This is a genomic window from Acaryochloris sp. IP29b_bin.137 (assembly GCF_028285745.1).
Lineage (GTDB): Bacteria > Cyanobacteriota > Cyanobacteriia > Thermosynechococcales > Thermosynechococcaceae > Acaryochloris.
The window spans coordinates 1-26,214 of sequence record NZ_JANQOP010000287.1 but is presented as its reverse complement, the minus strand read 5'-3'; the positions used below and the strand labels follow the sequence as shown (position 1 = coordinate 26,214).

At 49.5% G+C, this 26,214-nt stretch carries 21 protein-coding genes, 1 tRNA gene and 1 pseudogene; 15 read left to right on the top strand and 8 right to left on the bottom strand.

The window, feature by feature from the left end; all coding sequences use genetic code 11:
* Window positions 1-23 precede the first annotated feature (23 nt).
* Together Q0991_RS20255 and trmB are read left to right on the top strand one after the other, a co-directional pair.
* Window positions 24-97 (top strand) — tRNA-Arg (locus Q0991_RS20255).
* Window positions 98-161: 64 nt separating this feature from the next.
* On the top strand, window positions 162-806 hold the full coding sequence (gene trmB / locus Q0991_RS20250) for a tRNA (guanosine(46)-N7)-methyltransferase TrmB (RefSeq protein WP_299491947.1): 645 nt from the start codon (window positions 162-164) through the stop codon (window positions 804-806).
* On the opposite strand, the gene Q0991_RS20245 is transcribed toward trmB, so the two are convergent.
* Window positions 799-2,094 (bottom strand): glucose-1-phosphate adenylyltransferase, encoded by a 1,296-nt coding sequence (locus Q0991_RS20245; protein WP_299491943.1) that lies wholly within the window; start codon window positions 2,092-2,094, stop codon window positions 799-801. The genes trmB and Q0991_RS20245 overlap by 8 nt on opposite strands.
* Before the next feature lie 1,227 nt (window positions 2,095-3,321).
* Between Q0991_RS20245 and Q0991_RS25290 the strand changes: the two genes are divergently transcribed.
* The gene (locus Q0991_RS25290; protein ID WP_366525020.1) at window positions 3,322-3,426 is read left to right on the top strand and encodes a hypothetical protein; all 105 of its coding nucleotides are present in this window, start codon (window positions 3,322-3,324) and stop codon (window positions 3,424-3,426) included.
* Window positions 3,427-3,667: 241 nt separating this feature from the next.
* A complete protein-coding gene (locus Q0991_RS20235; protein ID WP_299491939.1) occupies window positions 3,668-4,360 on the top strand; it encodes a RibD family protein in 693 nt (230 codons plus the stop codon).
* 32 nt (window positions 4,361-4,392) lie between these two features.
* Here Q0991_RS20235 and rpsF read toward each other — a convergent pair whose 3' ends face one another.
* The 5 genes from rpsF to Q0991_RS20210 form a co-directional block, all read right to left on the bottom strand.
* Entirely contained in the window at window positions 4,393-4,707 is a 315-nt protein-coding gene (gene rpsF, locus Q0991_RS20230) for a 30S ribosomal protein S6 (RefSeq protein WP_299491937.1), read from the bottom strand.
* A 178-nt stretch (window positions 4,708-4,885) separates the two neighbouring features.
* The gene (locus tag Q0991_RS20225; RefSeq protein ID WP_299491945.1) at window positions 4,886-5,575 is read right to left on the bottom strand and encodes an EAL domain-containing protein; all 690 of its coding nucleotides are present in this window, start codon (window positions 5,573-5,575) and stop codon (window positions 4,886-4,888) included.
* Window positions 5,576-5,844: 269 nt separating this feature from the next.
* Complete coding sequence (locus Q0991_RS20220) at window positions 5,845-6,342, bottom strand: Tic20 family protein (RefSeq protein ID WP_299491935.1); 498 nt, start codon at window positions 6,340-6,342, stop codon at window positions 5,845-5,847.
* 99 nt (window positions 6,343-6,441) lie between these two features.
* A complete protein-coding gene (locus tag Q0991_RS20215) occupies window positions 6,442-6,963 on the bottom strand; it encodes a Tic20 family protein (RefSeq protein WP_299491933.1) in 522 nt (173 codons plus the stop codon).
* A gap of 151 nt (window positions 6,964-7,114) precedes the next feature.
* Complete coding sequence (locus Q0991_RS20210) at window positions 7,115-7,324, bottom strand: hypothetical protein (RefSeq protein ID WP_299491931.1); 210 nt, start codon at window positions 7,322-7,324, stop codon at window positions 7,115-7,117.
* Window positions 7,325-7,639: 315 nt separating this feature from the next.
* On the opposite strand from Q0991_RS20210, the gene glyA reads away from it, so the two are divergent.
* The 10 genes and pseudogenes from glyA to Q0991_RS20160 all read left to right on the top strand — a co-directional run bounded on the left by glyA (window position 7,640) and on the right by Q0991_RS20160 (window position 18,581).
* Window positions 7,640-8,923 carry a serine hydroxymethyltransferase gene (glyA, locus tag Q0991_RS20205; protein ID WP_299491929.1) on the top strand — a complete coding sequence of 428 codons (1,284 nt, stop codon included), beginning with the start codon at window positions 7,640-7,642 and terminating at the stop codon, window positions 8,921-8,923.
* Between the two features lie 135 nt (window positions 8,924-9,058).
* The gene (locus tag Q0991_RS20200) at window positions 9,059-10,108 is read left to right on the top strand and encodes an MraY family glycosyltransferase (RefSeq protein WP_299491927.1); all 1,050 of its coding nucleotides are present in this window, start codon (window positions 9,059-9,061) and stop codon (window positions 10,106-10,108) included.
* Between the two features lie 121 nt (window positions 10,109-10,229).
* A complete protein-coding gene (locus tag Q0991_RS20195) occupies window positions 10,230-11,483 on the top strand; it encodes a competence/damage-inducible protein A (protein WP_299491925.1) in 1,254 nt (417 codons plus the stop codon).
* Window positions 11,484-11,669: 186 nt separating this feature from the next.
* Window positions 11,670-11,798, top strand: a complete 129-nt coding sequence (locus Q0991_RS20190) for a DNA topoisomerase I (RefSeq protein WP_299491923.1) — start codon at window positions 11,670-11,672, stop codon at window positions 11,796-11,798.
* Between the two features lie 145 nt (window positions 11,799-11,943).
* Window positions 11,944-12,387: a type II 3-dehydroquinate dehydratase gene (aroQ, locus tag Q0991_RS20185; protein ID WP_299491921.1), complete on the top strand. Its 444-nt coding sequence runs from the start codon at window positions 11,944-11,946 to the stop codon at window positions 12,385-12,387.
* Window positions 12,388-12,633: 246 nt separating this feature from the next.
* A pseudogene (clpP, locus tag Q0991_RS20180) lies at window positions 12,634-13,272 on the top strand (ATP-dependent Clp endopeptidase proteolytic subunit ClpP); the annotation flags it as partial.
* Between the two features lie 9 nt (window positions 13,273-13,281).
* On the top strand, window positions 13,282-14,625 hold the full coding sequence (gene clpX, locus Q0991_RS20175) for an ATP-dependent protease ATP-binding subunit ClpX (RefSeq protein ID WP_299491917.1): 1,344 nt from the start codon (window positions 13,282-13,284) through the stop codon (window positions 14,623-14,625).
* A 28-nt stretch (window positions 14,626-14,653) separates the two neighbouring features.
* Entirely contained in the window at window positions 14,654-15,514 is an 861-nt protein-coding gene (locus Q0991_RS20170) for an alpha/beta hydrolase (RefSeq protein ID WP_299491915.1), read from the top strand.
* Window position 15,515: 1 nt separating this feature from the next.
* Complete coding sequence (gene mutL, locus Q0991_RS20165) at window positions 15,516-17,231, top strand: DNA mismatch repair endonuclease MutL (protein WP_299491913.1); 1,716 nt, start codon at window positions 15,516-15,518, stop codon at window positions 17,229-17,231.
* A gap of 6 nt (window positions 17,232-17,237) precedes the next feature.
* The gene (locus Q0991_RS20160; protein WP_299491911.1) at window positions 17,238-18,581 is read left to right on the top strand and encodes an NYN domain-containing protein; all 1,344 of its coding nucleotides are present in this window, start codon (window positions 17,238-17,240) and stop codon (window positions 18,579-18,581) included.
* 7 nt (window positions 18,582-18,588) lie between these two features.
* On the opposite strand, the gene Q0991_RS20155 is transcribed toward Q0991_RS20160, so the two are convergent.
* Together Q0991_RS20155 and Q0991_RS20150 are read right to left on the bottom strand one after the other, a co-directional pair.
* Window positions 18,589-21,897 (bottom strand): PAS domain S-box protein, encoded by a 3,309-nt coding sequence (locus Q0991_RS20155; protein ID WP_299491908.1) that lies wholly within the window; start codon window positions 21,895-21,897, stop codon window positions 18,589-18,591.
* Between the two features lie 269 nt (window positions 21,898-22,166).
* Window positions 22,167-24,557, bottom strand: a complete 2,391-nt coding sequence (locus Q0991_RS20150; RefSeq protein ID WP_299491906.1) for an endonuclease MutS2 — start codon at window positions 24,555-24,557, stop codon at window positions 22,167-22,169.
* A gap of 256 nt (window positions 24,558-24,813) precedes the next feature.
* Between Q0991_RS20150 and Q0991_RS20145 the strand changes: the two genes are divergently transcribed.
* Window positions 24,814-25,863, top strand: coding sequence for a M28 family peptidase (locus Q0991_RS20145; protein ID WP_299491904.1), 1,050 nt, complete (start codon window positions 24,814-24,816; stop codon window positions 25,861-25,863).
* Window positions 25,864-26,214: the final 351 nt, after the last annotated feature.

The following is a 26,214-nucleotide window of genomic DNA, read 5'->3' as shown; positions in this document are numbered from 1 at the left end:
CTGCTAACATAAAAACGCTTCTAGGGCTTGTAGCTCAGTGGACTAGAGCACGTGGCTTCGGACCACGGTGTCGGGGGTTCGAATCCCTCCTGGCCCGTTTTTTAATCAACTCAAGTGCCATCGCTTGGGTGCATTGCCGTTTCTATCGTTATCCTCACAGTATGGGTGTTCGAGTTCGTCAGCACGTTAATCCGCTGAGTCAAAAATTCCAAACTGAGATCGCACCCCCGGATTGGCCTGAAATCTTCGCTCAGCCAGAGCAGCCTCTCTACTTAGATATTGGTTGTGCCCGCGGGCAGTTTTTACTGGAGATGGCCCAACTCCAGACCCACCACAATTTCTTAGGGGTGGAAATTCGACGACCCATGGTCCAATCTGCCTTGCAACGCCGGGATGCATTACAGCTCACCAATCTCCATTTCCTGTTCGGTAACATTAATACGTCACTGGCTTCCCTTGTGGGTGCCCAGTCCGTTACAGGCGTCACCATTCAATTTCCCGACCCCTGGTTTAAGCGTCGCCATCAAAAACGGCGCGTTGTCCAACCGCAACTGGTGAATGAGTTAGCCATTTGCCTTAAGCCAGAGGGGTTACTGCTTATCCAATCAGACGTATTGGAGGTGGCGATTGATATGTGCGATCGCATCGCCGAACATCCTGCCTTTACAGGCACAACACCGCCCCACCATTGGCTAGCAGAAAGCCCTTTCCCCGCTACAACTGAGCGGGAAAAGTTGACCTTATCAGAAGGGTTGCCAGTGTACCGTTATTTATTTCAACGGCGAGTCGAGCCAGAATCTAAATAATCGTGTTATCGGGAATCTCAGCATTCTTCAGTACCACAACGATACCGCTGCGGATGTAAAAGCCATGCTCCTCCTGATTGGACTCTTCAACATTGTCTTTATTGACAATCTTGACGTTGCGGCCAATCCGGGCGTTTTTATCAATAATGGCGCGACTAATCTTTGTATTCTCGCCAATGCCGATGGGAATACTCGTATCACCCATCCCTGAGGCACGTTCAGCGAAGGGCTGGTAAAAGTCAGCGCCCATCACCAAGGCATTATCCAAGGTACAGCCCGATTCGACGCGCGATCGCACACCCAATACCGAGCGGTTAATCTGGCAATTTTTGATAATGCAGCCTTCAGCAATCATCGATTCCGTCACATGGCAATCCAACTGCTTGGTGGGGGGCAAGTAGCGAGAGCGAGTGTAAATCGGTGCTTTTTCGTCATAGAAGCTAAAGGGAGGTTGAGGTTGGCGGGTTAATGCCAAGTTTGCTTCGTAAAATGCTTCAATTGTCCCGATATCTTCCCAATAATCATTGAAGAGATAGGCTTGGACATTGTAGTCTTTTGCCGAGCTAGGGATGATTTCCTTACCAAAGTCCGTAGAATCAGGCGCGCTCTTGAGTAGATCGATTAAGACATCTTTTTTAAAAACATAGATTCCCATTGAAGCAATAAACGGTTTTTCTTGAGCTTCTTCTGGTGTCAGCCCCAGAGTAGTGGTATCCACCTTCATCCGCTCCAGTTCCTCACCTTGGGGCTTCTCACTAAAGTCAACCACACGACCAGAAGCCTCATCAATTTTCATCAAGCCAAAAGCAGGGGCACGATAAGCATCAATGGGAAGCACCGACAGGGTAATATCGGCATTCGTACTGCGATGGCGCTCAACAAAAACGCTATAGTCCATGCGATAGAGGTGATCTCCAGACAAGATCAAAATTTCATCTATATCTCGCTGGTCGGCAAACATCCACACGTACTGGCGAACAGCATCTGCAGTTCCCTGAAACCAATTGGGATTTTCAGGCGTTTGCTGCGCAGCAAGCACCTCAGCAAAGCCATCGCTAAAGCTAGAAAAATTGTAGGTTTGGGAAATATGACGATTCAATGACGCAGAGTTAAATTGCGTCATTACATAAATTTTGTTGATTTCCGAATTGATACAGTTACTCATCGGAATATCAATCAGGCGATACTTACCAGCCAAAGAAACCGCAGGCTTGGCCCGTTGCTTGGTCAGAGGATATAGGCGTGTACCAGCACCACCACCCAAAACAATTGCTAAAACTCTATTCATATTCTCAATGACACCTTCACTGCCTATCGCCTCCACACTCCAGTGTCGGACGGTCCGTTACAGTTGACAAGGGCAAATTAGTTAAGAGCTAAGGTTCGATCTCGTTCAATTCTTCGAGAGCTACCTGAATGGATTGGGTCAACTCGTCCACTGCTTTTCTCGCACCCTGGCGATTGGCGCTATAGGCAGGCCACCGTTCCGTCACCGAGATGGGATCGCTAATCGTCAGCTTTAAGGATTGTGCCCCTAACTTCGGTGGAGAGTGGGGATCGCCCCCCTGGATATAGGTCATGATTTTCCACAGGAGCAGTACAATCTCTGCAAAGCGATCGCCCGAGGGTTTTGCCAAAATATAGTTACCACTCACCATGGTGAGTCGTTCCACCATTCGCATATGACCAATCCGGAGGCTAGCCTCTTGGGCCAGCCAATCAGCCATCCCTCGCTCCAAGGGAGTGAGCTTTTCCAAATCTTGACGATAGATACGATCAAAACCAGCCTGTTCTAGCCTACGGCAGCGATCCACTAAGTTCCCTTTTGCTGTTAAACCGAAATAAGATTCAGATGCTTGCAGAGCAATATCCAATTGCTGTTTGAGTTGGAAAGCAAGTTTGGCATTCCGATCAGCAGGGTCATAGGGTACCGGATCCACGGCTGGACGAAGCAAATGGTAGTACTTGCTATAAAACTGCTCCATCTCAGCCAGCAGGCACTCACCCAAGCGCAGCACCCGGCCATATAGAACATCTGTCGCTGGCTCTTCCAGTAATTGTGGGGGAGCTACCTCACCCGTCAGATCCATTTGAGCTTCCAGTTGTCCCAGAAGTTCTTTTACAGCTTTCCAGGGAGGCGAAACATAACGATATCGAATCCGCAATGGCACAATATAGACCGATTCTGTGCGATTCGCTTTCAATAAATCTTCAATGCACCAAAACCCTAACTGGGCAACACCTGGCTCTAAGGGACTGACCAATTCATTATGTTCATTGGTTCCCCCTTCCGGAGAAATGGCAATGGGATAGGGGCTATTGGCAAACAGGTCACGCGCTGCTCGTAATCCTACCCGGTCTGCTTTTCCTCTAAGAATGGGCGTCCCTCCCAATCGTGGAAACAGCCAAGACACAAACTGCCCTGCCCATAGTGGAATACCGCGATCGTACATAAAATGGCTGTAGGTTGGTCTTTTGAAGCGAATACCTGCTTGACGAGCCTCCTTAGGAACCAATCGCCAAAGCATATAAGACATGGCAAAAGGGTCATTGGTACTGGGATGGCGGAAGGCCATTAGAAAGCGAGACTTGCCCGCCTGAAATTCTTGGTACTGCTTGACTAGAATTTCTAATTTTTCAGCGTCAACGGACGTAACAGAGAGCCTCCAAGGCATCCAGATGGGCAATAGGAACCGAACGGTTTCCACCACCCAAGGGGTTAGACGTTGTGGAATAAATTCTAAGGGCGGTTGAGCTTTAGAAATGAACTGGGGCAAGGATAACAGCTCCCTATTCAGGCTTGGTTGATCACGCTACCCTAGGAGAATAGCTTGTTTATCTTGGACTGTAAGGCTAACTCTATGGGCGAGACACCCCTCCAGCGACCCATGACCACCGTTGTATTGGCAATGAGTGCGGACGGCAAAATTGCTGATGCCCAACATGCCCCACCAGAGTTTGGGTCTGCTGAAGATTATGCCCACTTAGAGCGGCAGGTTGCGGCTGCCGATGGCATACTTTTTGGATCGGCCACTCTCAAAGCCGGGGAAACCGCCATGCGCGTGGTCACCCCAGAGCTGATCGATGCCCGCCTTCAGCGGGGTCAACCGGAACAGCCCGCCCAAATTGTCTGTACCCGTTCGGGGGATTTAGATCCCAACCTGCGCTTTTTCCAGCAAGCGGTTCCCCATTGGTTGGTCACGACTCAATCGGGAGGCCAGCCGTGGCAAGAAAAATCCCATTTTGAGCAAATTTTCACTCACGAAACACCTTCCCAATCCATTGACTGGGTAACGACCCTAGGGGCAATGGCCCCGCTCGGCATTTGCAAGTTAGCCGTCCTGGGGGGTGGACAAATCGTGGCCGCCCTATTGGCGGAAGATTTGATTGACGAGCTGCATCTAACCGTTTGCCCGCTCTTGCTAGGCGGCACAGCCACCCCTACCCCTGTTGCGGGCAACGGTTGGTTACAGCAGGAAGCTCCTTGGCTAGAGCTTTTATCGGTCAAGCAGATTGAGAGCGAGTTATTTTTGCATTACCGCCGACGACGGTAGAGAAACCCACCTCGCATTTGCCCAACGATAGGCTATTCTTCCTCAGACTCAGCGGGTGGAGTGACTTCTTGTTTGATGGTGAGGTAGCGGATAACGTTTTCACTAATTCGCATTTCGCGTTCTAGCTTTGCGATCGCATGCCCCTGACCGTTGTAGTTCATCTGGACATAGATGCCCTCACGGAAATTTTGAATTTCGTAAGCTAAACGTCGCTTGCCTCGATGTTGAGTATCGATGGCTTCGACTCCCTGGTCTTTTAACAAGTCTTGGTACTTGTTAATGGCCTGATCCAACTGTTCCTCGCCTAAATCTGGGCGCAGGATATACATTGTTTCGTAAGCAGTCATTAATGTTTCTCCTTATGGACTAAAGGCTTCTTTGAGAAGGCATCATCGGCCATGAGCGTCAGTCGTTCATGCCAACAGCTCATTTAAGAAGCAAGGATCTCCGATCCTATCATTGAATTCTGTCAACCAGTCAGCATTGGACTCGTGAACGCAAGTTACAGGCCCTGAAAAATGAAAATTAGTCGCCAATAGAGCTTAAATGGGCGATAATTGACTGAAAACTCGGCTTAGCGAAGTAATACCCTTGAAATAATTGGATATCTAGCTGTCTTAGAATATCTAATTCAGCCTTCGTTTCAACGCCTTCAGCAATGGGTTCAATCGCTAGATCTCGGCAGACTTGAACAATCCCTTTAACGATGGCCTGACGACCTTTATCCCTATCAATATTACGAATCAAAGCCATGTCTAGCTTAATGAAGTCAGGCTGAAAATCAGCTAGAAAATTTAGCCCCGAATATCCAGCACCAAAGTCATCTAATGCTGTTTTAAATCCCAGCTTCTGATAATGCTCAATGATGGAGCGGACATGGGCATAATCTTTAACCTTCTCAACTTCGGTTAACTCAAATAAAATGCGATCGAGCGGGAAATTACATTGCTTGGCAGTCTCAATCGTTGTCCGAATGCAAAGTTCGGGTTGATAGACTGCATTGGGTAAAAAATTAATACTCAAAATTGACTGGACTTCTAGCTCTGCTGCAAGCTGAATGGCTCGAACTCGGCAGGCTTGATCAAAACGATAGCGGCTCTCATCCGTTACCTGTCCCAGAATGCTCGCGGCTGACTCATTGTTTAGGCCACGAACTAACGCTTCTTGAGCAAAGATACTGCCATCTGCATCGTTAATAATGGGCTGGAACGCCATTGTGAACTCGAAGTCCAACTCAGGCGTATTGAGACAATCGGCGCACCCCCCTGCCATAGATTTCTGATCAACCACTACTGTGTGTACGAGATATTATTTCTGGTATGGGTTAGGCCAAGAGCATACGTTTCTTCTAAATGGATATTCCCCTATGCAAAGGCATTTAACCCGTATTACATCAGTATGCCCACCCATAAACACTAGCTTTAATTGGCCTGCCCCTCTATCTGAATATAAGCCAGGGTGACGAATGAGAAGACTCGTCTAATTTATCGAATTTGCATATTGACAGCATCCGAAATGGCTGGAATCTCTGCATATTGTCCTTGACTTGTTTTAAGAACGCTGTAAGCAAAGGTAGCCAGAATTCCTAGGAAAACAGTATTGAAGAGGGTCTCTATGATTAACTCAACCTGAAGCCCTTGGCCGAGGATGGGTAACACCAGGTTACAAACCATCAACACCAAATCAAGCAAGATCGCCTGCAGCACGTTGAAGCGAATGAAACGGCTGATATTGTCATTTCTAACGACAGCAAAAAAGAGTCCCATAAACAGGATTAACCCAGCAAACGGAATCAATCGGATAAATTGGGCGTAAATTTGCACGAACGGAATAATGGGCAATAGGCCAATACTGGTGATGGTAGGAAACTGACGCATAATATATTGACCATCGCCATAAACAATGGCATCCATCAGTGGCAGTAAATAAGGCAAAGCACCCAACACCCTATCGGACCAAGGGGTGGACTCATTCCAACTCATTGCATCGTCTCCCAAATAATATGTTCGCAACGTTTCCACACTGTAACGTATCCCCCACTGAATGAAGGGCAACTCGAGATGTCCCCTAAAAGACAAGGATTAATCGCGCGTTTGGGCATAGGCTGCATCGGAGATCCAGGGAACCTCTGCATGATGTCCTCGTAAGGATTGAATGACGGAGTAGGCCACAATGCCAACCGTTCCGAGAAATAGCACTGCAAAAAAGGCCATTAGGAAGAGTCCTGTCCCGGCTCCAGCAGTAACCACTGCGCTGCTTAAAATACCTAGCAAGTCAAACACAGTCAAAATTAAGGACAAAGAAATTCCCAACATAATGGCTTGCATAGCGTTGTAGCGAATGAGATGGCGGATGCGATTGTTTCTGACCACACCAACATACAAACCGATAAAGACCAGTAACGGCACAATCGACAGCCCTCCACCCCCAATTCGATAAATGGGAAAGAGTAATTCTATCGGGTAAAACAGCCAACGAAGCGGAGGAAATCTAATCAACAGAGAACTGAGGAGGCCAAAGGGATAAGCGTTCAAGAGTGGCACTAGGAAAGGTAAGCATGCCAGAATTCGCTCTTGTGTCGTTGTTGCTCCACGCCAAGTCATATCAGACCTTCTTTACAAGGCTTTTTTAAGGATATTTATCAACCACTATACGGTATCAAATCACAGAACCCCTCGCGGCCTAAAACTACGCCAGATCTACTGAGGCACAAGAGCTCAAAAAAATCGGTCGCAACCTTTCCGCTGGCCCGAGTTACTCCACTTCGACTTCAGCCACTCGAAAGCCCATTTGACATTGATACTGCTTAGACTGTGGTTCAGTCTCTGAAATTTGCTCCAGCAAGTGACCACAACACAATCGATCCTGACGCCATCGAGGTCGACCTTGACGATCAGCAAGCACACAGGACTGGCAAACCACTTGAGGTGAGAGTAATTGGTCTTTGGTTAGGATGACTAACATAATCAGCCCCTCAGCACGTTTATTTGCCTTGTCACTATTTTAGGCGACCGCTCCTGGAGTTGTCTGCTACTGCAACCATACTTATTGAGTACCCATAACCTGGGACTGTCTAGCAATGATGACAAGATTCAATCCCCGGATGCAGAGGTCATTGGGAGTGATGTCAACGGTACTCCAAGACGTTAAGATGTTTAATCTAAGAGACTCGTCAAAAAACGGCAATCATCCCGCCTGAAGGCTTCATAAACCCTACTTGGGTGTACCCAGGCGATTAGATCAGAGCTTTGTTCATACTTGAAAAAGGTAGGCTTTGCAATGCAAACCAGCTTAGACATTCTGACAGAAACTGATCCTGCGATCGCAGGTATCCTGCAACAAGAATTACAGCGTCAGCGGGATCATCTGGAGCTGATTGCCAGTGAGAACTTTACCTCAGCCGCCGTTTTAGCAGCCCAAGGATCGATCTTAACCAATAAGTATGCCGAGGGACTCCCCGGCAAGCGCTATTACGGTGGCTGCGAATTTATTGATGCCGCCGAACAGCTCGCTATCGATCGAGCCAAAGAACTATTTAATGCAGCTCATGTTAATGTTCAGCCTCATTCTGGTGCTCAGGCTAACTTTGCGGTCTTCCTAACACTGCTTGAGCCAGGTGACACCTTTATGGGTATGGATTTATCCCATGGTGGCCACTTAACCCACGGTTCGCCAGTCAATGTTTCTGGGAAATGGTTCAACGTCGTCCAGTATGGGGTTGACCCGGAAACTGAACAGCTCAACTTCGATACGATTCGCGAGCTAGCCCTCAAGCATCGCCCCAAAATGATTGTCTGTGGGTATTCTGCCTATCCACGCCTCATTGATTTTGAGAGGTTTCGGGCGATTGCAGATGAAATTGATGCCTATTTAATGGCAGATGTTGCTCATATTGCGGGCTTGGTCGCATCTGGACATCACCCCAATCCTTTACCTTTCTGCGATGTGGTTACCACAACCACCCACAAAACCCTTCGAGGCCCCCGTGGCGGCCTGATTATGACTAAGGATTCTGACCTGGGTAAAAAGTTGGATAAATCAGTATTCCCAGGCACTCAAGGTGGCCCCCTAGAGCATGTGATTGCGGCCAAAGCGGTGGCTTTCGGTGAAGCGCTCAAGCCTGATTTTCGGGATTACTGTGGGCATGTGGTAGAGAACGCTCAAGCTCTCGCTCAACAACTGCAAACTCGCGGATTCAAAATCGTCTCCAATGGCACCGATAATCACCTATTACTAGTCGATCTGCGTTCCATTGGCATGACGGGTAAACAAGCCGATCAGCGAGTGAGCCAAGTCAATATTACGGTGAACAAAAACACTGTCCCCTTCGACCCAGAATCTCCATTTGTCACCAGCGGTCTTCGATTAGGATCTCCCGCCATGACGACTCGGGGGATGGGAACTGCAGAATTTATTGAAATTGCCAATATCATCGCGGATTGCCTGTTACAACCTGACGATCCAGCCGTGACGGAAGACTGTCGCCAACGAGTTTCAAATCTATGTTCGCGCTTTCCCCTATATCCCCACCTCGACAGCCCTATACCCGCTTTAACCCAGTAATCAAGCATCATTGGTTTGGCCGCTGAACTTGTGTTTATCCCCATTCCTCATGCATGATGTGTTTGTGACAGTTCATTAAGACTGTTTTCAGTTCTGCATGGTTTGCTCAATTCTCTTTACGTAGCAGGATCTCGGATGCCCTATCATCTGGTTGCCTTTCTTGTGGCTGCCCTCGTGGTCCTCTGGAGTACACCAATCGTTAAAAAGATTGGCTTAAAGAGTGGCTATGTAGATATGCCCGATCCCCGTAAAGTCCACAAGCGTCCAATGGTTCGCTTAGGGGGGATTTCAATTTTTATGGGTAGCCAAATTGCCCTTCTAATTGTTGCCATATCGGGTGGATTTGGCGACCTTCCCCCTGCATCTGCGTCTGAAGTTTGGGGTGTGGTGATTGGGGGGATGCTCTACTTTCTGATTGGGCTAGCCGATGATTTGTTTACTTTAACGCCTTGGTCGCGACTGCTGATGCAGTTTGCAGTCGCTGGGATGGCCTGGGGCGTTGGGGTACGGATCGAGTTTGTGACACTCCCCTTTTCTGATCTAGGACTTATTAACATTGAATGGTTCAGCCTGCCTCTTACTTTAGTATGGCTAGTCGGCATGGCTAATGCCGTCAACTTTATGGATGGGCTAGATGGCCTAGCTGCAGGAATTTCAGGGATTTCAGCAGTCGTGATGTTGGTGGTCAGCTTATTTATAAACCAACCGACTGCGGCGCTGTTGGCGGCAGCCCTTGCAGGTGGGGCATTGGGTTTTCTCCGCTATAACTTTAATCCTGCTCAAATTTTTATGGGAGATGGTGGTGCTTACTTCTTGGGGTTTACCTTGGCGGGAATTGGCGTTATTGGCTTAGTCAAAACCGTGACTACTGTTGCGGTTGCGTTACCTTTTGTGATCTTGGCAGTGCCTATCTTTGACACCTCTACGGTTGTTCTCAATCGTTTACGCCGGGGGAAGTCACCGTTTAGTGCCGATAAAGGACATCTGCATCATCGTCTCCTCGATGCTGGTCTCTCTCAGCGACGTAGCGTGCTCCTTATCTATGCCATTGTTTTTTGGGTGGGCAGCTTAGCCATTGCCATTGCAGGCATTCCTGCCGGTAAAGCCTATGCTTTAGGCGCAACGCTACTCCTGTGTTACGCCATCTGGCGGGCTTGGCAGCGATTGCGAGAACCCCGTACATAGCCCGAAATCATCCGCGAAATGGGTTTAATTGACCCCATCCCCTTCCTCACCAAGACAGCACGTCACATTTCCTGAGAAGTGACGATACAGTATGGAGGGTGAGTCAACGAGATTAAAGGGTATGAGCCGAAGCGCTGAGGTGATTTGCGTGGGAACAGAGCTTCTCCTGGGAGAGGTACTGAACTCGAATGCTCAGTTTTTGGGGCAGGAATTAGCGCGATTGGGCATTCCCCATTTTCATCAGACCGTCGTGGGCGATAATCCGGCCCGCATCAAAGGTGCGATCGCACTCGCTTGCCAGCGATCGCAACTCTTGATCTTCACGGGGGGATTAGGACCAACACCCGATGACCTCACCACAGAAACGTTGGCTGACTTTTTTCAAACTCCGTTGGTCAACCATCCTGAAATCTTAGAAGATATTGCCCGTAAATTTGCCCAGCGCAACCGCGAGCCTAGTCCATCGAACGACAAACAAGCCTTACTCCCTGAATCGGCCCAGGTGTTACCCAATCCCATTGGTAGTGCACCCGGTATCGTTTGGCAGCCGCGTCCAGAACTGACCATTTTTACTTTTCCTGGGGTTCCCAAAGAGTTTCACCAGATGTGGCACGAAACAGCAGTTCCCTATTTACAATCGACGGGTTGGGTTTCCGCCCAGATCTATAGTCGGGTTCTCCGATTTTGGGGTATTCCTGAATCCACCTTGGCTGACCAAGTCGCCCCGTTGTTGGCCTTAACCAATCCCACCGTTGCCCCTTACGCCAGCAAAGGGCAGGCTCGCTTACGAATTTCGACCCGCGCAGCTTCAAAAGAGACGGCCAACCAAGTCATTGCCCCCATCGAACAGCAAATTCGGCAGATTTGCGGACTACATTGTTTTGGTGCCGATGACGACACCTTGGAATCAGTGGTTGGCGATTTGTTAAAGCAGAGAGGAGAAACCCTTGCTGTTGCAGAATCCTGCACAGGTGGAGGGCTTGGACAACGCCTCACGAACATATCGGGTAGCTCAACTTATTTTTTGGGGGGGGTGATCTCCTACGCTAATGCCGTTAAACGCGATCTACTGCATGTGAATGAAAGCGATCTGGAACAGCATGGTGCGGTGAGTGCCATTGTGGCAGAACAGATGGCAATAGGGGTGCGATCTCACCTTCATAGCACGTGGGGCGTTAGTATCACTGGCATTGCTGGTCCCGATGGTGGCACAGAGACCAAACCGGTTGGGCTGGTCTATATTGGGCTGTCAGGGCCAGCAGGAACTCATAGCATTGAGTATAAAATCAGTCCATTAAGGGGACGAGATTGGGTACGGCAGATGAGTACCTCCCATGCGCTCGATCACTTACGTCATCAATTATTGACTGGCTAACCATAAATCCCTTTGCTTTCACATCCGGGCGAATACGTAATTTGGTTACAGACATCACACAATAAACAGATGAATATGCTAAGTTAAAGAAACGTTATAACAATTTTTGTTTTATAACCATCCGTAAAAGCAACCATAGCTTTGTTCTGATGCGTTACAACGTCACTGCGAGGGATTATTTACTCAATGGACTATTTAGATAAAATTATCGAAAAAATCAAGAATTTTGCTCGTAAACTTGTCGAGATTCTAGTTGGTCCAGAAGTTGAGCCTGAACTAGAGGTTATTCCAATTCCTGTCCGAGATCGACGTTAACCCTCTCCGACCGATGGCAGCGATCCCTTAAATCGCTTAAGCCTAACTTTTTCCAAATTTCCTTGCTGCTTCCTTATTCTGCGATATTGCGAGAAGTCAGTAGCTTTAGACTGTGATGGATAAGAACTTTCTTAGCTGATTTTTTGTGAGTCCTATCAGCATCCTGGTTCTACATGGCCCCAATCTTAACCTGTTGGGTCAGCGTGAGCCTGGCATTTACGGAACAGTAACCTTAGAGAATATCAACCAGCAATTGCACTCTCTTGCTGGGAAGCTGAAGTGTGAAATTGAATGCCACCAATCCAACCATGAAGGCAACTTGGTCGATGCAATTCAGGGTGCTCTGGGCCGTCATGACGGTATTTTAATCAATGCAGCAGCCTATACCCACACCAGCGTGGCGATACGGGATGCGCTAACTGCCGTAGATATACCTGCGGTGGAAGTCCACCTCAGCAATATTTACCGTCGCGAAGACTTTCGGCATCACTCTTACATCGCCCCAGTCGTTATCGGACAAGTAAGCGGATTCGGCGCTCAAAGCTACATTCTTGCCCTACAAGCGCTGGTCAACCATCTACAACCCTAGATGTCCCTGACTGCATTATTTTGAACGGTTTACCTAGTCAGCGGCAGCAGCAGCTTTTTTCAAAGGAGTTGAGGCATAATAGAGTTGGTTGATATTCGTTGGTTTGGTGCAATTCATCTGACGAATATGGCTAAAACGCCCCATTGATTCCGATATATGTTGAGGTTTACGATCTTGTCTCCTTCTTCTGATCACTTTTACCCTGGTCTATCTGGTGAGTCCAGCCCCACCTACCTGCCACCTCGTAACATTGTGCCGATGGTCGTTGAGCAGTCTGGTCGTGGCGAGCGAGCCTTTGATATTTACTCTCGCTTACTTCGCGAGCGGATCGTTTTTTTGGGCGGAGGGGGTTCAGCCAATGGGGGAGGCATTGATGATGCCATTGCCGATGCCATTGTGGCTCAACTCCTTTTTCTGGAATCGGAAAATCCTGAGCAGGATATTTACCTTTACATTAATTCACCTGGCGGTTCAATCACGGCAGGAATGGCTATCTACGACACCATTCAGCATATTCGTCCTGATGTCTGTACCATTTGCTTTGGTTTAGCAGCTAGTATGGGTGCGTTCCTTCTATGTGCGGGTACTGCGGGCAAACGAATGGCTTTGCCAAATGCGCGAATTATGATTCATCAGCCCTTGGGCGGTGCCCAGGGTCAGGCCGTGGATATTGAAATTCGGGCCAAGGAAATTCTGTACCTGAAGAACAATCTCAATCACTTGATGGCAAGCCATACCGGTCAGCCTTTTGAGCGGATTGAGGCGGACACCGAGAGAGATTTCTTTATGTCTGCAGAAGAAGCCCAAAAATATGGTTTGATTGATCAAGTCCTCACTAGACAAAATCTTCCCAACCACTCCGAAGCCGTCAGTGAAGTCCACTAAGAGAAAGCCATGTCTAAATATGACTCCCATCTCAAATGTTCGTTTTGTGGTAAGTCGCAAGAGCAGGTTCGTAAGTTAATTGCCGGACCGGGAGTCTATATCTGCGACGAATGCGTTGATTTATGCAACGAAATCCTGGACGAAGAGCTGTTTGATACTGCTAGCAGCATGCCTGCGGCCAGTAGGGCACCTGTGGCAGAGCGTAAGCGCACTCCATCTACACCATTGTCGCTCAACCAAATTCCTAAGCCACGAGATATTAAAGCGTATTTAGACGAACATGTCATCGGACAAGACGAAGCTAAAAAAGTCTTGTCCGTTGCTGTATATAACCATTACAAGCGTCTGAGTATTAGCCAAACCTCTGGAGAGCCTGTTGCTGAGTTGGATGATGCGATCGAATTGCAGAAATCCAACATCCTTTTGATTGGTCCTACAGGATGTGGCAAAACCCTTCTGGCTCAGACATTGGCGCAAATGTTGGAGGTGCCGTTTGCGGTGGCAGACGCCACCACCTTAACGGAAGCTGGCTATGTAGGTGAAGACGTTGAGAATATTCTCTTGCGACTGCTGCAGGTCGCGGATTTAGATGTGGAGGAAGCCCAAAGAGGCATCATCTATATCGACGAAATTGATAAGGTGGCTCGCAAGAGTGAAAACCCTTCTATTACAAGAGATGTTTCGGGTGAAGGGGTCCAGCAAGCCCTGTTAAAGATGCTGGAAGGAACGGTTGCTAACGTCCCCCCTCAAGGTGGGCGAAAGCATCCGTATCAAGACTGTATTCAAATTGATACCACCAATATCCTCTTTATCTGCGGCGGAGCGTTTGTAGGTCTCGATAAGATTATCGAGCAGCGAACGGGCAAAAAGGCCATGGGATTTATCCAAGATGGCGAACCTTGGGCAAAAGAGCAGCGCACGGCCGATATGCTGCGAGATTTAGAGGCGGAAGACTTAGTCAAGTTTGGAATGATTCCTGAATTTACCGGCCGGATTCCAGTGATGTCCGTGATTGATGCGCTGGATGAAGATGTGCTCTGTCAAATCTTGACGGAACCTCGTAATGCCTTAGTGAAGCAATACCAAAAACTTTTGCGGATGGATCATGTCGATCTAGAATTTCAACCCGATGCAATTCGTGCGATCGCACAGGAAGCCTACCGACGTAAAACGGGAGCCCGAGCCCTACGAGCCATCGTCGAAGAGATTATGCTAGATGTGATGTATGAGCTGCCATCCCAGTCTCGTAAAGAGCTAACTCAATGCTTAATCACCCGCTCAATGGTGGAACAGCGATCGACGGCAGAGTTGTTGATGCATCCGTCTGCGATTTCGACCCCAGAATCTGCATAAGTAAGTTCGTTTTAGTCAGTTCAACTCCATGCCCCAGGTCCAAATTCGCGGTCATGATCACTACTACGAATGGGTGAGTCAAGAACCTCGTCAATCAGGATCTAAAAAAAAGCCAGTCATGGTGTTTCTGCATGGTTGGGGCGGATCCAGCCGTTACTGGCAGCCTGTGGCGCAATCCTTGTCCACAGACTTTGATTGCTTGCTTTATGACCTGCGCGGCTTTGGGCAATCCCAAGACCCCATTCGGGCCTCTAAAGCGGTAGAGGCCTACACCATTCAATCCTATGTTGAAGATTTAGCCGCCCTATTGGATGCTTTGGAGATTTCGCAAGTGTTTCTCCAAGCTCATTCCATGGGATCGACGATTGGTACTTTGTTTCTCAATCAGTATCCTCAGCGGGTCCAGCAAGCCATCCTCGCTTGTAGCGGCTTGTTTGAGTACGATGAGCAGGAATTCCGTCAATTTCATCAGGTAGGAGAGTGGGTCGTACGGTTGCGACCTCGCTGGCTCGCCCAAGTTCCTCTATTGGATCGGCTGTGTATGGCCCGCTTTCTGCATCGTCCGATTGCGGCTGACCAGCGGCAAGGGTTTGTGTCAGATTACGTGAGTGCGGATGCGGTGGCTGCTTTAGGGACCCTTCTATCTGCAGTGAGTGAACCTGTAGCGACGGCCATGGCTGAAGAATTTGCTCAGCTTCAAATCTCAACATTAATTGTGTCTGGAGACAAGGACCAGATTGTTCCGGCTGACTCAGGGGAGGAGGCTGCCGCCTTAAACTCCAAGATTGACTATGTGCGGATGGCCCAAACGGGTCATTTCCCCATGCTGGAAGACACTGAGACCTATCTTCAGCATATCCATCGCTTTCTGACCCCGGTGCTTTGTTGAGATGGTAGAGTGTGCCCCCAATGTCCAGATTCAGCCCCTGGGGACAGATCTCGTCCACCGAATTGCGGCAGGAGAAGTGATTGATTCCCTGGGTGCTGTGGTGCGAGAGCTACTGGATAATGCCCTGGATGCTGAGGCAGATCGAATCAGTATTTCCCTCTGGCCTCAAGACTGGCGGGTTCAGGTGGTGGATAATGGCCAAGGTTTGACGGTTGCTGATTTAACTCAAGCCGCCACCCCCCATACCACCAGTAAACTACAGCGGGAAGAAGATCTCTGGGATATCCATACTCTGGGGTTTCGGGGAGAAGCCCTCCATAGTCTGGCCCAAATGGGGCGATTAGAGATTTGCAGTCGACCCCTGGGATCAGCTCAGGGCTGTCGGGTTCAGTACGATCACCAAGGTCATGGGGTGGCTCAAGAGACGGTTGCGATCGCAACCGGTACCGTGGTCACCGTTTCTGAGTTATTCCAAGACTGGCCCACCCGTAAACAGGCCCTTCCTGATCCAGCTCGACAAATGCGGGCCGTGCAAACCATTATTCATGACCATGCCCTTTGCCATCCCCAGGTGACCTGGCAAGTCCAGCAAAACAATCGCCCGTGGTTTAGTATTGCCCCCGCTGAAGTCGCTCAGGATATTCTGTCGCAGCTACTGGCAACCCTGCATCCCGGCGATTTATGTCATCATCGCTTCCAGGTTCCTGAGCTTCCCGGTGATAACAGTGTAGAAGTCGTCCTCGGCCTCCCCGATCGCTGTCATCGCCATCGGCCCGACTGGGTAAAAGTAGCCGTCAATGGTCGCTGTGTGCAAGTGAGCGGGGAAGATGCCGGTCAGTCCCATCCTATAGAACAGACGATTCTAGCTGCGTTTCGCCAAACCTTACCTCGGCATCGCCACCCCCTCTGCTTTATTCACCTCCATGCCGACCCCCAGCATGTGGACTGGCATCGGCATCCGGCCAAAACAGAGATTTATCTGCGGCATTTAGACCAGTGGCGGCCCGCTATTACCACCACCATTCAGGAAGCCTTGCAAATTCCCGCTGATGTTAGGGATACAGGCCATACCCAAAAAATCCGCCAGTTGATGAAAGTCGCAGAAGCCAAAGGCGTCTACCATCTCCAGCAGCCCTCCTTGTTATCGCCCCAGGCAGACCCTCGCGACTCTAGTTTTAACGTTCTGCACGCAATTGCCCAACTGCATCGGACCTATATTGTGGCAGAGCATCCCTCCGGGGTCTGGCTGGTGGAGCAGCATATTGCCCATGAGCGGGTGCTTTATGAACAGCTTGGGCAGGATTGGCAGTTTGTGCCTTTGACCCCACCCCTGATGTTGCGGGACTTATCGGAACGACAAGTGGAGCAACTGACGGATATTGGCATTGATATTGCTGAGTTTGGCCATCAACTCTGGGCGATTCGCTCGGCCCCTCAACGGCTAGCAGAACGCTCCGATTGCGAAGCGGCACTGATTGAACTTAGCCAATGTGAGAGTATTGAAGCAGCTTTAGCCGCCACTGCCTGTCGAAGTGCAATTCGCAATGGCATGACCCTTAATCTGCTGGAGATGCAAAATTTGTTAGATCAATGGCAACAAACCCGCCATCCTCGCACCTGTCCCCATGGACGACCGATTTATTTATCGATGGAAGAAGCAGACTTATCTCGGTTTTTCCGTCGGCACTGGGTGATTGGTAAAAGCCATGGAATTTAAGCCTCGATGGTGCAAATCAGTAAACAAGGATTAATTCTGGGCTTAGGGCCTTTAGCCTTTGCGATCGCATTTGGCATCACCTACCTCTCCGACCGGGATGCCCGGCGTGCTTCTGTCACCGGACTCGCCGTCCTCTCTGCCACCTACGCTACAGGATTGATGACCGCTGAGGATCGTCGGCTCCAAGTTGCCCTAGCCAGCACGCCTCAAGTCGTTCCCTCGACTCCTGTGACTCTACCAGAGCCGACTCCAAAATCGGTGGGTGAAGTGGCCGTTTTTTGGGATTACGAAAATGTCAAAATTGCAGCCCAAGGCATTCAAGCTCCTCTGGCTGAATCCTTAGTAGACTATTCCCAATCCCAAGGTCATCCCCGACTCAAAATTGTTTACTCCAACTGGCGACGCGAAAAAGAGTCTTTAGTTCAAGCCCTTTATAGCTTGGGCTTTGAGCCGATTCATGTGTCCACGGGCAAAGAAAATGCGGTGGATGTCAAGTTAACCGTCGATTGTCTCAACACCGCTTACCAATATCCCGCTGTCGAGCATTTTATTATCGTGACGGGCGATCGCGATTTTGTTCCCTTGGTGAATGCCTTAAAAACCCTAGAAAAGCGGGTGACCTTAATTGGGCGAGCTGAAGTGGCTAGTAACCAACTGTTACTCAGTGCTGACGAATTTATCGATCTAGAAAAGCTAGATACCAGCGATTCCGAAGAGACAGCTCCCACGAGACGCCTGTCTCCAACCATTAGTTATGAAGACGCTGTGGCTTGTTTATTAGCCGCGATCAACCTAGCACGAGATCAGGGAAAGAGTACCCGTTTTGGGGCAATCGATCGATTAATGCGGGCTAATATCCAATACACCTATGCAGGGGTCGCTTCGATTACTCGTACCGATGCAGCGCCATTCACCAACTTCAGTGCTTTCGTCGATGCGGCTGCACACACAGGACAAGTTCAAATTAAAACCTTAGAAGGCTTTAAAGAACTATTCCTGCCAGAAGAAGATCCAGAAGCGGAGTCCGAATTTAGTTCTCGGGATTCTGGCCCCCTCACCCGGGAGCAATGGCAAATTATCCTCGATCAAGTGCAAACGGCTTTTAGAGACACAGATCCCGAGCATAATTCCTATGGCCGGTTTATGTCTTTGTTTTTCTATGTGCGCATGGCGAAGAAAGACGGCCGCCTCCCCCACAGCAATGAACGGCTAAAGCAATCTCTCAGCCGCTTGGTGGACCAAGGAATTTTGATCGAGCAAGCCAACCGTAGTTTTCGCATGGCGGAAACTGGAGAGGGCAAAGCTGAAACCTGGCTGAATCAGTTGATGCAAACTGAAGATGCTTCTTAGAGCGCCGCTAGGCATAGGTCAGAGAGCAAGGCAGTGAAATCCCAAAGCCCTGAACATAATCAATCCCCATATTCTGTAGTTTCTTGCGGGTTAGCAGATCTCCCACGGATTCCGCAATTGTTTGCAAGCCCATCACATGGCCAATATGGTTAATAGACTCAACAATGGCCTGGGTCGCTGGGTCGTTCGCCATATCCTCAATAAAGTGACCATCGATTTTCAAGTAATCAACGGGTAAGGTTTTCAAATAGGCAAACGAGGATAATCCACTCCCGAAATCATCAAGGGCAAATTTGCAGCCCAATTGTTTGAGTTCATTAATAAAGGTAATGGCCTGATTGAGATTAGAGATGGCCGCGGTTTCTGTAATTTCAAAACAAATCTGAGGGGCAGCATGAGGATAACGCTGAAACTGCTCCTGCAAAAACTGGAGAAATTGCTCATCCCCAATACTAGCTCCGGAGAGGTTGATCATGTAAGGTGACGGCTGATCCGCCCCAGTTTGAGCAATTTGGGGTGGATTAAAATGGTCAGCTAAAAATTGACTAATCACCCAACGATCAATTTCAGGCATCAAATGATAGCGCTCGGCAGCAGGAATAAATGTGGCCGCACTGACGATCTGATCTTGCTCATCCAGCATCCGCAGAAGCACCTCACAGCACTGACGGGTTCCAGGTTGATCAGAATCGGTCGGAACTATCGCCTGACCATAGAGTCGAAACCGATTGTCTTCCAACGCCTGCTTAATTCGACGGCTCCATCGCTGAGTGCCCCGCTGTTGCACTAGTTCTAGATCATCCAACTGATAGACATGAATTCGATTCCGGCCTCGGGCTTTGGCCGCATAGCAAGCTGCATCTGCTGCACTGATTAAGCTAGAAATATTGTGGCTATCCAGATTGACAGCCACTAAGCCCATACTCAGACCAATGCTGAAGGTTTGTTGATTCCAGTGAAATCGAAAAGCTTGCAAGCGCCGACGGAGTTGTTCGGCGATAACTTGTGCTCGTTCGATCGAACATTGGTGGAGGAGCAAACCGAACTCATCTCCCCCCAGACGAGCCACAATATCGGTACTGCGAATGATGCATTTGAACAGTTGTGCCACCTGCTGTAATAGCTCATCACCCGCTGCATGACCGCAGGTATCGTTGACAATCTTGAATTGATCCAAATCGAGGTAGCAGAGAACATGCTGGAGCTGATCGCGATGGGCCGTGGACAGGGCCTGTTGGAGAATTTGCTCAAACTGATAGCGATTCACTAACCCAGTTAACGAATCATGGTTGGCTTGCCATGTCATTTGTTGGGAAAGCTGGCGAGATTGACTGACATCTCGAAAAACTACAACGATACCGAGAATATTGGCATTGCGATCGCGAATCGGGGCTGCCGAATGATCAATCGCATATTCGGTGCCATCCTGGGCAATCAATAACGTCTGGTGCTCAGAGATCGTCGTTTCGCCAGTCGTTAAGATGGCATCAATGAGCTGCCTGCTGGGCTGGCGGGTTGTTTCATGGATGACCTTAAACACGTCATGAATGGGAAGACCTTTCGCCTCCAAAAACGTCCATCCCGTCAACTGTTCTGCCGCTGCATTGAGATGATGGACCTGCCCCTGGGCATCTGTTGTAATGACGGCGTCACCAATGGATTGCAAGGTCACTTGAGCGAGCTCTTTTTCCCGGAACAGTTCTTGTTCTATCGCCTTCCGATCCGTAATGTCATGGGCAATCCAAATGACAGAAGTAGAAGAAAGCGGGGTAATACTGGCCACATACCAGGTGGGGGAAGCGATCGAGGTGAGTTGATACTCGAATGTGATTGTCTGTTGGCACTGGATCGCCTGATGAATATGCTGATGGAACGCCTGGGCTTGCTCACTATCCAGCAACAATACTTCAGCCGTTTGATTCATCGTTTCTACCATGTCTGAAGAAACATGGGAAGGCGGAATCACGTTAATTTGCTGGGTTTGAGTATCAAACACAAAAACAATATCGGTCATGCCATCAACCACAGCCCGAATCTGGGCTGAGCTAGAGTGGAGCTTATCCTCAAGGATTTTGCGTTCCGTAATATCTATCCCAGAGCCGATATAGCCCACGAATTCTCCATCGATCAGAAAGCGAGGATTGCCCCTATCCAGTACCCATCGGTAAACGCCGTCAGAACGGCGAAGTCGATACTCGACACAAAACGATTGACGAGCCTCAAAGGCTTGAGTATAGGTCTCTAGACAGTGCTGATGGTCATCAGGGTGGACCCCTTCTAACCATCCCGTGCCCAGTTCGCGGTCTATGGTTTGGCCCGTAAACGCCAGCCATTGTTGATTCACAAACGTACATTGATGATCGGTTCCCAACATCCATAGGAGGACAGGAGCGCAATCTGCCATCAGTTGAAATCGCTGCTCACTTTCCCGTAAAGCAGTCTCAGCTCGCACACGGTCACTAATATCTCGTTGAACCATCAGGATATAGGGATCTTGGCTAGCAGGATCCGTCACCACTCGACTGGAGCAATCCACCGCCAGACGCAGGCCGTTTTTACACAGAAAGTCTATGGTTTGGCGGTGATTGCCCAGGGCAATCAAGTTGGCTAAGTGGGCATCGAAATCGGCTTGACTGGGGGTGCTGACGTAGGTCTTAAGGGAACTTCCGAGTAATTCTGAGGCTGAATATCCAGATTGGTGTATAGCGGCTTGGTTGACGCGATGGATCTTTCCCTGGAAATCCATGACAAATAAGGCATCAGGCGCTGCCTCAAACAGGGTTCGAAACTGTTTTTCACTCGCCTGAACTGCCGATATGCCCATCGCGACTCGGGCCTCTAGAGCTTGATTCAGCCGCTGCCGTTCTAACTCCGCTTGTTTGCGATCGCTAATATCTTGGAGGATGACAATAAAGTAATCTGGCGCGCCAGACACGGTTTTTGCCAGTGAAATCGTCAGATCGAGCCAGATGGCATGTCCTTGAGCCCGTAAATATTGATGCTCGAACTGAACTGAGGATTGTTCCTCCGATAAGAGAATGCTGGGCCATGGGTGAGTGATTGCCTTTGTCTGGATAATGTCATCTAGATACCAGGGTTCTAATGGCACGTCTGACCAGCCCAAGATCTCTCTAAACCGTGGGTTGACCAACATCAACTGTCCATGCAAGTCCACATGAGCGATGCCAACGACAGCCTGCTCAAACATGACTCGAAATCGTTCTTGGCAAAAGTACAGCGCTGCGGCATCGGCCTCAACCTGTTTTTTGAGCGTTAGGTTTTGGTTCTGAAGGGATAGAAGCTGTTGATCGCGCATCTGCTCCACCTGCTACTTGAGAATTGCCGCTATGGGATGGACTTCTGTACTGAAGACATCTAATGGACTCGCTCGCATGCTGGCGCGAGATGGGTTGCCGTACCGCCCCATGCTCTCTAACTAAAGAAGATGCACCAGCTGCAGGGGTGGCTGGGCATTCCTAAGAAACACCCAGAAAAGGCTTCTCTAGGTTGCCCTCAATTTTTACTAAGACTAACATCTCATTACAAAAAAAATGTCTTTCATGTTGTATTAGTGAACGGGCGCTGTTAAACACCGCAATAGGCAATCGTTACCCCTGTTCCACCATCTACTTGGTCCGCAAATTCATACCGCGCCACCAGGGGATGCTGATCAAGATAGGCTTGCACACCTTTGCGCAATTTGCCTGTCCCGTGGCCATGAATAATCCAAAGCGGGCCTTGGATTTTTGCGATCGCATCTTCAATCACGATCTCCGCATCAGCTACTCTAGAACCGCGCAAATCTAGGGTGTTTGCTGAGGTGCGAATCAAAGGTTGAGAATTTTTAGGTGTATTGTCAGGCGCAACGTCTTTTTTAGGAGCAACATCCGGTTTCCGAGGCGAAGCGACCTTTTCCCCCGTTAAGGACTCGACTTCAGTGGGCTTGACGGTCATTTTCATCATCCCAAACTGAACCACCAGTTCTTGGGTGGGGGTTACTTTAATCACGTCAGCCTTCTGACCAATGCTGGGAATGCGGACGCGATCGCCCACCTGGGGCTGGAAGCCTTTTTTTGGGGGCGTTTTGGGTTGGGTGCGAGAGGGGAGCCGCTGGTTGGCAATTTTTTCTAGACGCTCGGTAGCCATCTGGGCCGCAGGAGCCGACTGGGGCTGCTGTTGCAGATCGCGAATCACTTGTGCGATCGCTTGTTTGGCTCGGCGAATTTCTTCTTGAATCGCTTTTTCCTGCTGCTGCCGTAGTTTTTGTTCTCGCACTTTTAAATCTGAAGCTTTTTTCGCCACTTGCTGATGCAACTGCTCTGTACTTTGCAGTAGCTTGGCGGCGGCCTGAGCTTTGGTTTCCTGCTGGCGGCGCTCGGTTTCTAACCCGGCAATCACCTGATTGACATCATCGGTTTCGCCATCCATCTGGGCTTGCGCTTGGGCAATTACCTGTTCATTCAATCCCAACCGCTGGGCAATAATCAAGGCATTGGAGCGCCCCGGAATCCCCCACAGTAACCGATAGGTAGGCTGTAAGGTGGCGTCATCAAATTCCACCGAGGCATTCTCAAACCGGGCATCGGTATACTTCAGGGCTTTGAGTTCGCCAAAGTGGGTGGTGGCAACCGTGAGCTGAGCCTGATCGGCTAAGTATCGGAGCAGAGCAATGGCAAGGGCACTGCCTTCTAAGGGATCGGTACCCGCCCCCACTTCATCCAGCAGCACCAGAGATTGGTCACTGAGGGCAGCAATAATCTCTTGAATTCGCCGAATATGGCCCGAAAAAGTAGATAAACTTTGCTGCAAGGACTGTTCATCGCCAATATCCGCCAAAACCTGATCAAACCAAGGCAGCTCCACCGGTTCTTGGGCAGGAACAAATAGCCCCACCTTGGCCATTAGGGTTGCTAAACCGAGGGTCTTCAGGGTAACGGTTTTGCCCCCGGTATTCGGTCCCGTAATCGCCACGACACGGATCTGGGGCTGAATGGTCACATCAATAGGGACCACTTCGGGACCTTGCTCATGCTGCTGCTGCCAGACCAACAAGGGATGGCGCAAGCGTCGCAGGGTCAGTGTTTCCTCAGCGCGGTTGACAAAGCGGGGGTGATTGGCCCCTAACCAATAGCTATATCGGGCTCGGGCGGTGGCTAGATCGACTGCTGTCACGATTTGGAGCAGGGCTTCTAAATCTTCATGTACCTCAGTAATTTTTTCGGTAAGGGCTTGGCGAATGGCTTCGGCTTCCGCTTGTTCTTGTCGGGTAAGTTGGCGCAGCCGATTATTGAGCTCTACTGTAGTCTTCGGCTCTATATATAGAGTGGCTCCACTAGTGGAAGCATCATGGACAATACCAGGAACGGCGTCTTTTTGGGGGGCTTTGACGGGCACCACAAACCGATCGCTCCGTTGGGTAATCAGGCGCTCTTGTAATGCTCCTCCCTTGCGTTGCAAAATCCGCTGCAAAATGGTTTGGACATCATTACGAACCTGCCGCTGGCGTTCGCGAATGCCCATCAATTTATCGCTTGCCCGATCCGCGACTTCTCCTTGCTCATCGATGCAATGGCGAATCTCTTGTTCTAATTCAGGGTAGGTGCGCAGATCAGCGACGAGCTGATTAAGGCTGGCTAATTCGGGAAAACGATTGATGATGCGACGGAGGTTGCGGCTGCCGGCCAGAGTGGTAGCAACCTGCAATAGTTCTTCACCGCTGAGAATGCCTTGGCGTTGCGATCGCGTCAAGGCTGCCCTAACATCATAAATTCCCTCAAAGGTGAGTGCGGTGAGTAGTTGAGTTTCTAGGTCATACACCTCTTGCGTCTGCTGCAATAGCGTTTCACTAGCCGTAACCGTCTCAGGAATAGACAACTGAGTTGCTGCAGCAACCCCTAACTTGGTCGCCGCAAAGGTTGATAGCTGCTGGCACAATCGCTCCCATTCCAGCAGTTCTAATGTTTTAGCAACAATCACAATGTCTTAAGTCAAACCGCTTGTTCTTCACTATTGTCATCGTAACAAGCAACTTCTAAAGCGAAGGATGAGAACTATATCGAAGGTTGGTTGAGATCAACCCAGGATGAGTCCCTCTCCAGTGCCCCCTTAAATGGAACAGTTGCTCGACTAAATGGGATGGCGTCGGATATCGGCTGGGATAATTCTCTTAGCGTCAAGATAAACAACAGTCATAATTGTGATGGAGCGATGATCGAGAGGTAGACATTTGGCCGTGTTCAAAGGTTGGAAAATTTGGGTTTTAAGTGCGATCGCATGTCTGTTTGTGATCGTTACAGCTTGTCAGTCCCCCCGTCCTGTTGCTCAACCCTCATCCCCCTCTCCATCGCCTGAATCCTCTCCTGTGGCGTCCCCTTCCATTTCGCCCGCCTTGCCACCACCCGTATCTGAACCCCCGCCCATTGTGAGTAGAGAGCGGCTTATGACGGATCTAAAGGCCCTGAACTTTGAGCGCTACACGGCGGCGGAACTGCAAAAAACGAGGGCGTATATTGCTCAAACCTTAACGTCGGCAGGATGGACGGTGAGTGAGCAACCCTTTGATACGGGGGTGAATGTGGTGGCTGAACGTCCGGGAATAGACCCCAATGCGGGGGTGGTGCTAGTCGGGGCTCATTATGATTCGGTCCGAGGTTCGCCGGGGGCGGATGATAATGCCACTGGTGTGGTAGCAGCATTGGAGGTAGCGAGACTGCTGGGCGATCTCAAAACACTACGCCCCCTGCGCATCGTTCTCTTTGATCAAGAAGAAGCGGGTTTAGTCGGGAGCTATGCCTATGCTCAGCGTCCAGACAACCTGAAGAACTTGGAGGGAGTGGTGATTCTGGAAATGCTGGGCTATAGCTGTTCTACACCAGGGTGTCAGCAGAAACCTGGGGAATTTAAGGTGGAGCTGCCCAGTGATCGGGGAGACTTTCTTGCGATCGCAGGGGATGCTGAACATTTACCGCTACTTAATGCCTTTAGCGACAACCATAAACCCAACTTGCCGCCCCTCGTTTCAGTATCCGTGCCATTTAAAGGTCTATTAACCCCTGTGGTTCTGCGAAGCGACCATACACCGTTTTGGTTCGAAGGGATTGGCGCGGTAATGGTGACCGACACGGCCCATTTACGGAATCCCCATTATCATCGCCGTACGGATACGCCCGATACTGTGGATCCAACTTTTCTCCAGGGCAATACCCAAACTGTGGTGAATGCCGTAACGTCACTCTTAGACCGTCCGAAAAGTTTCAGGACTGTGAACGACCAGGAATCTTAAGCTTTCTCAGAATTGAGACCCTGACTATCGTTGCCCGTTTTCGCAGCGTAGCGGTCAAACTCCTATATTTTGCTGGACTTTCCAGCCGTAGCTGCATCACGATAGACTTCTACTTATAATTAGGATATGTGAAAGAAATCATAAAGAATCGTGAACATTTGTTTACATTGCCTTTATGGTTGATCATATCTACACCGATTCAGGACCATCTGTTATTTTTCCTGCAATCATTTTTCGATTTATAAATAAACTGGAGATCTATCCATGACCATAGCAGTCGGACGCGCCCAGGAGCGAGGATGGTTTGACGTCCTCGACGACTGGCTTAAGCGTGATCGGTTCGTCTTTATT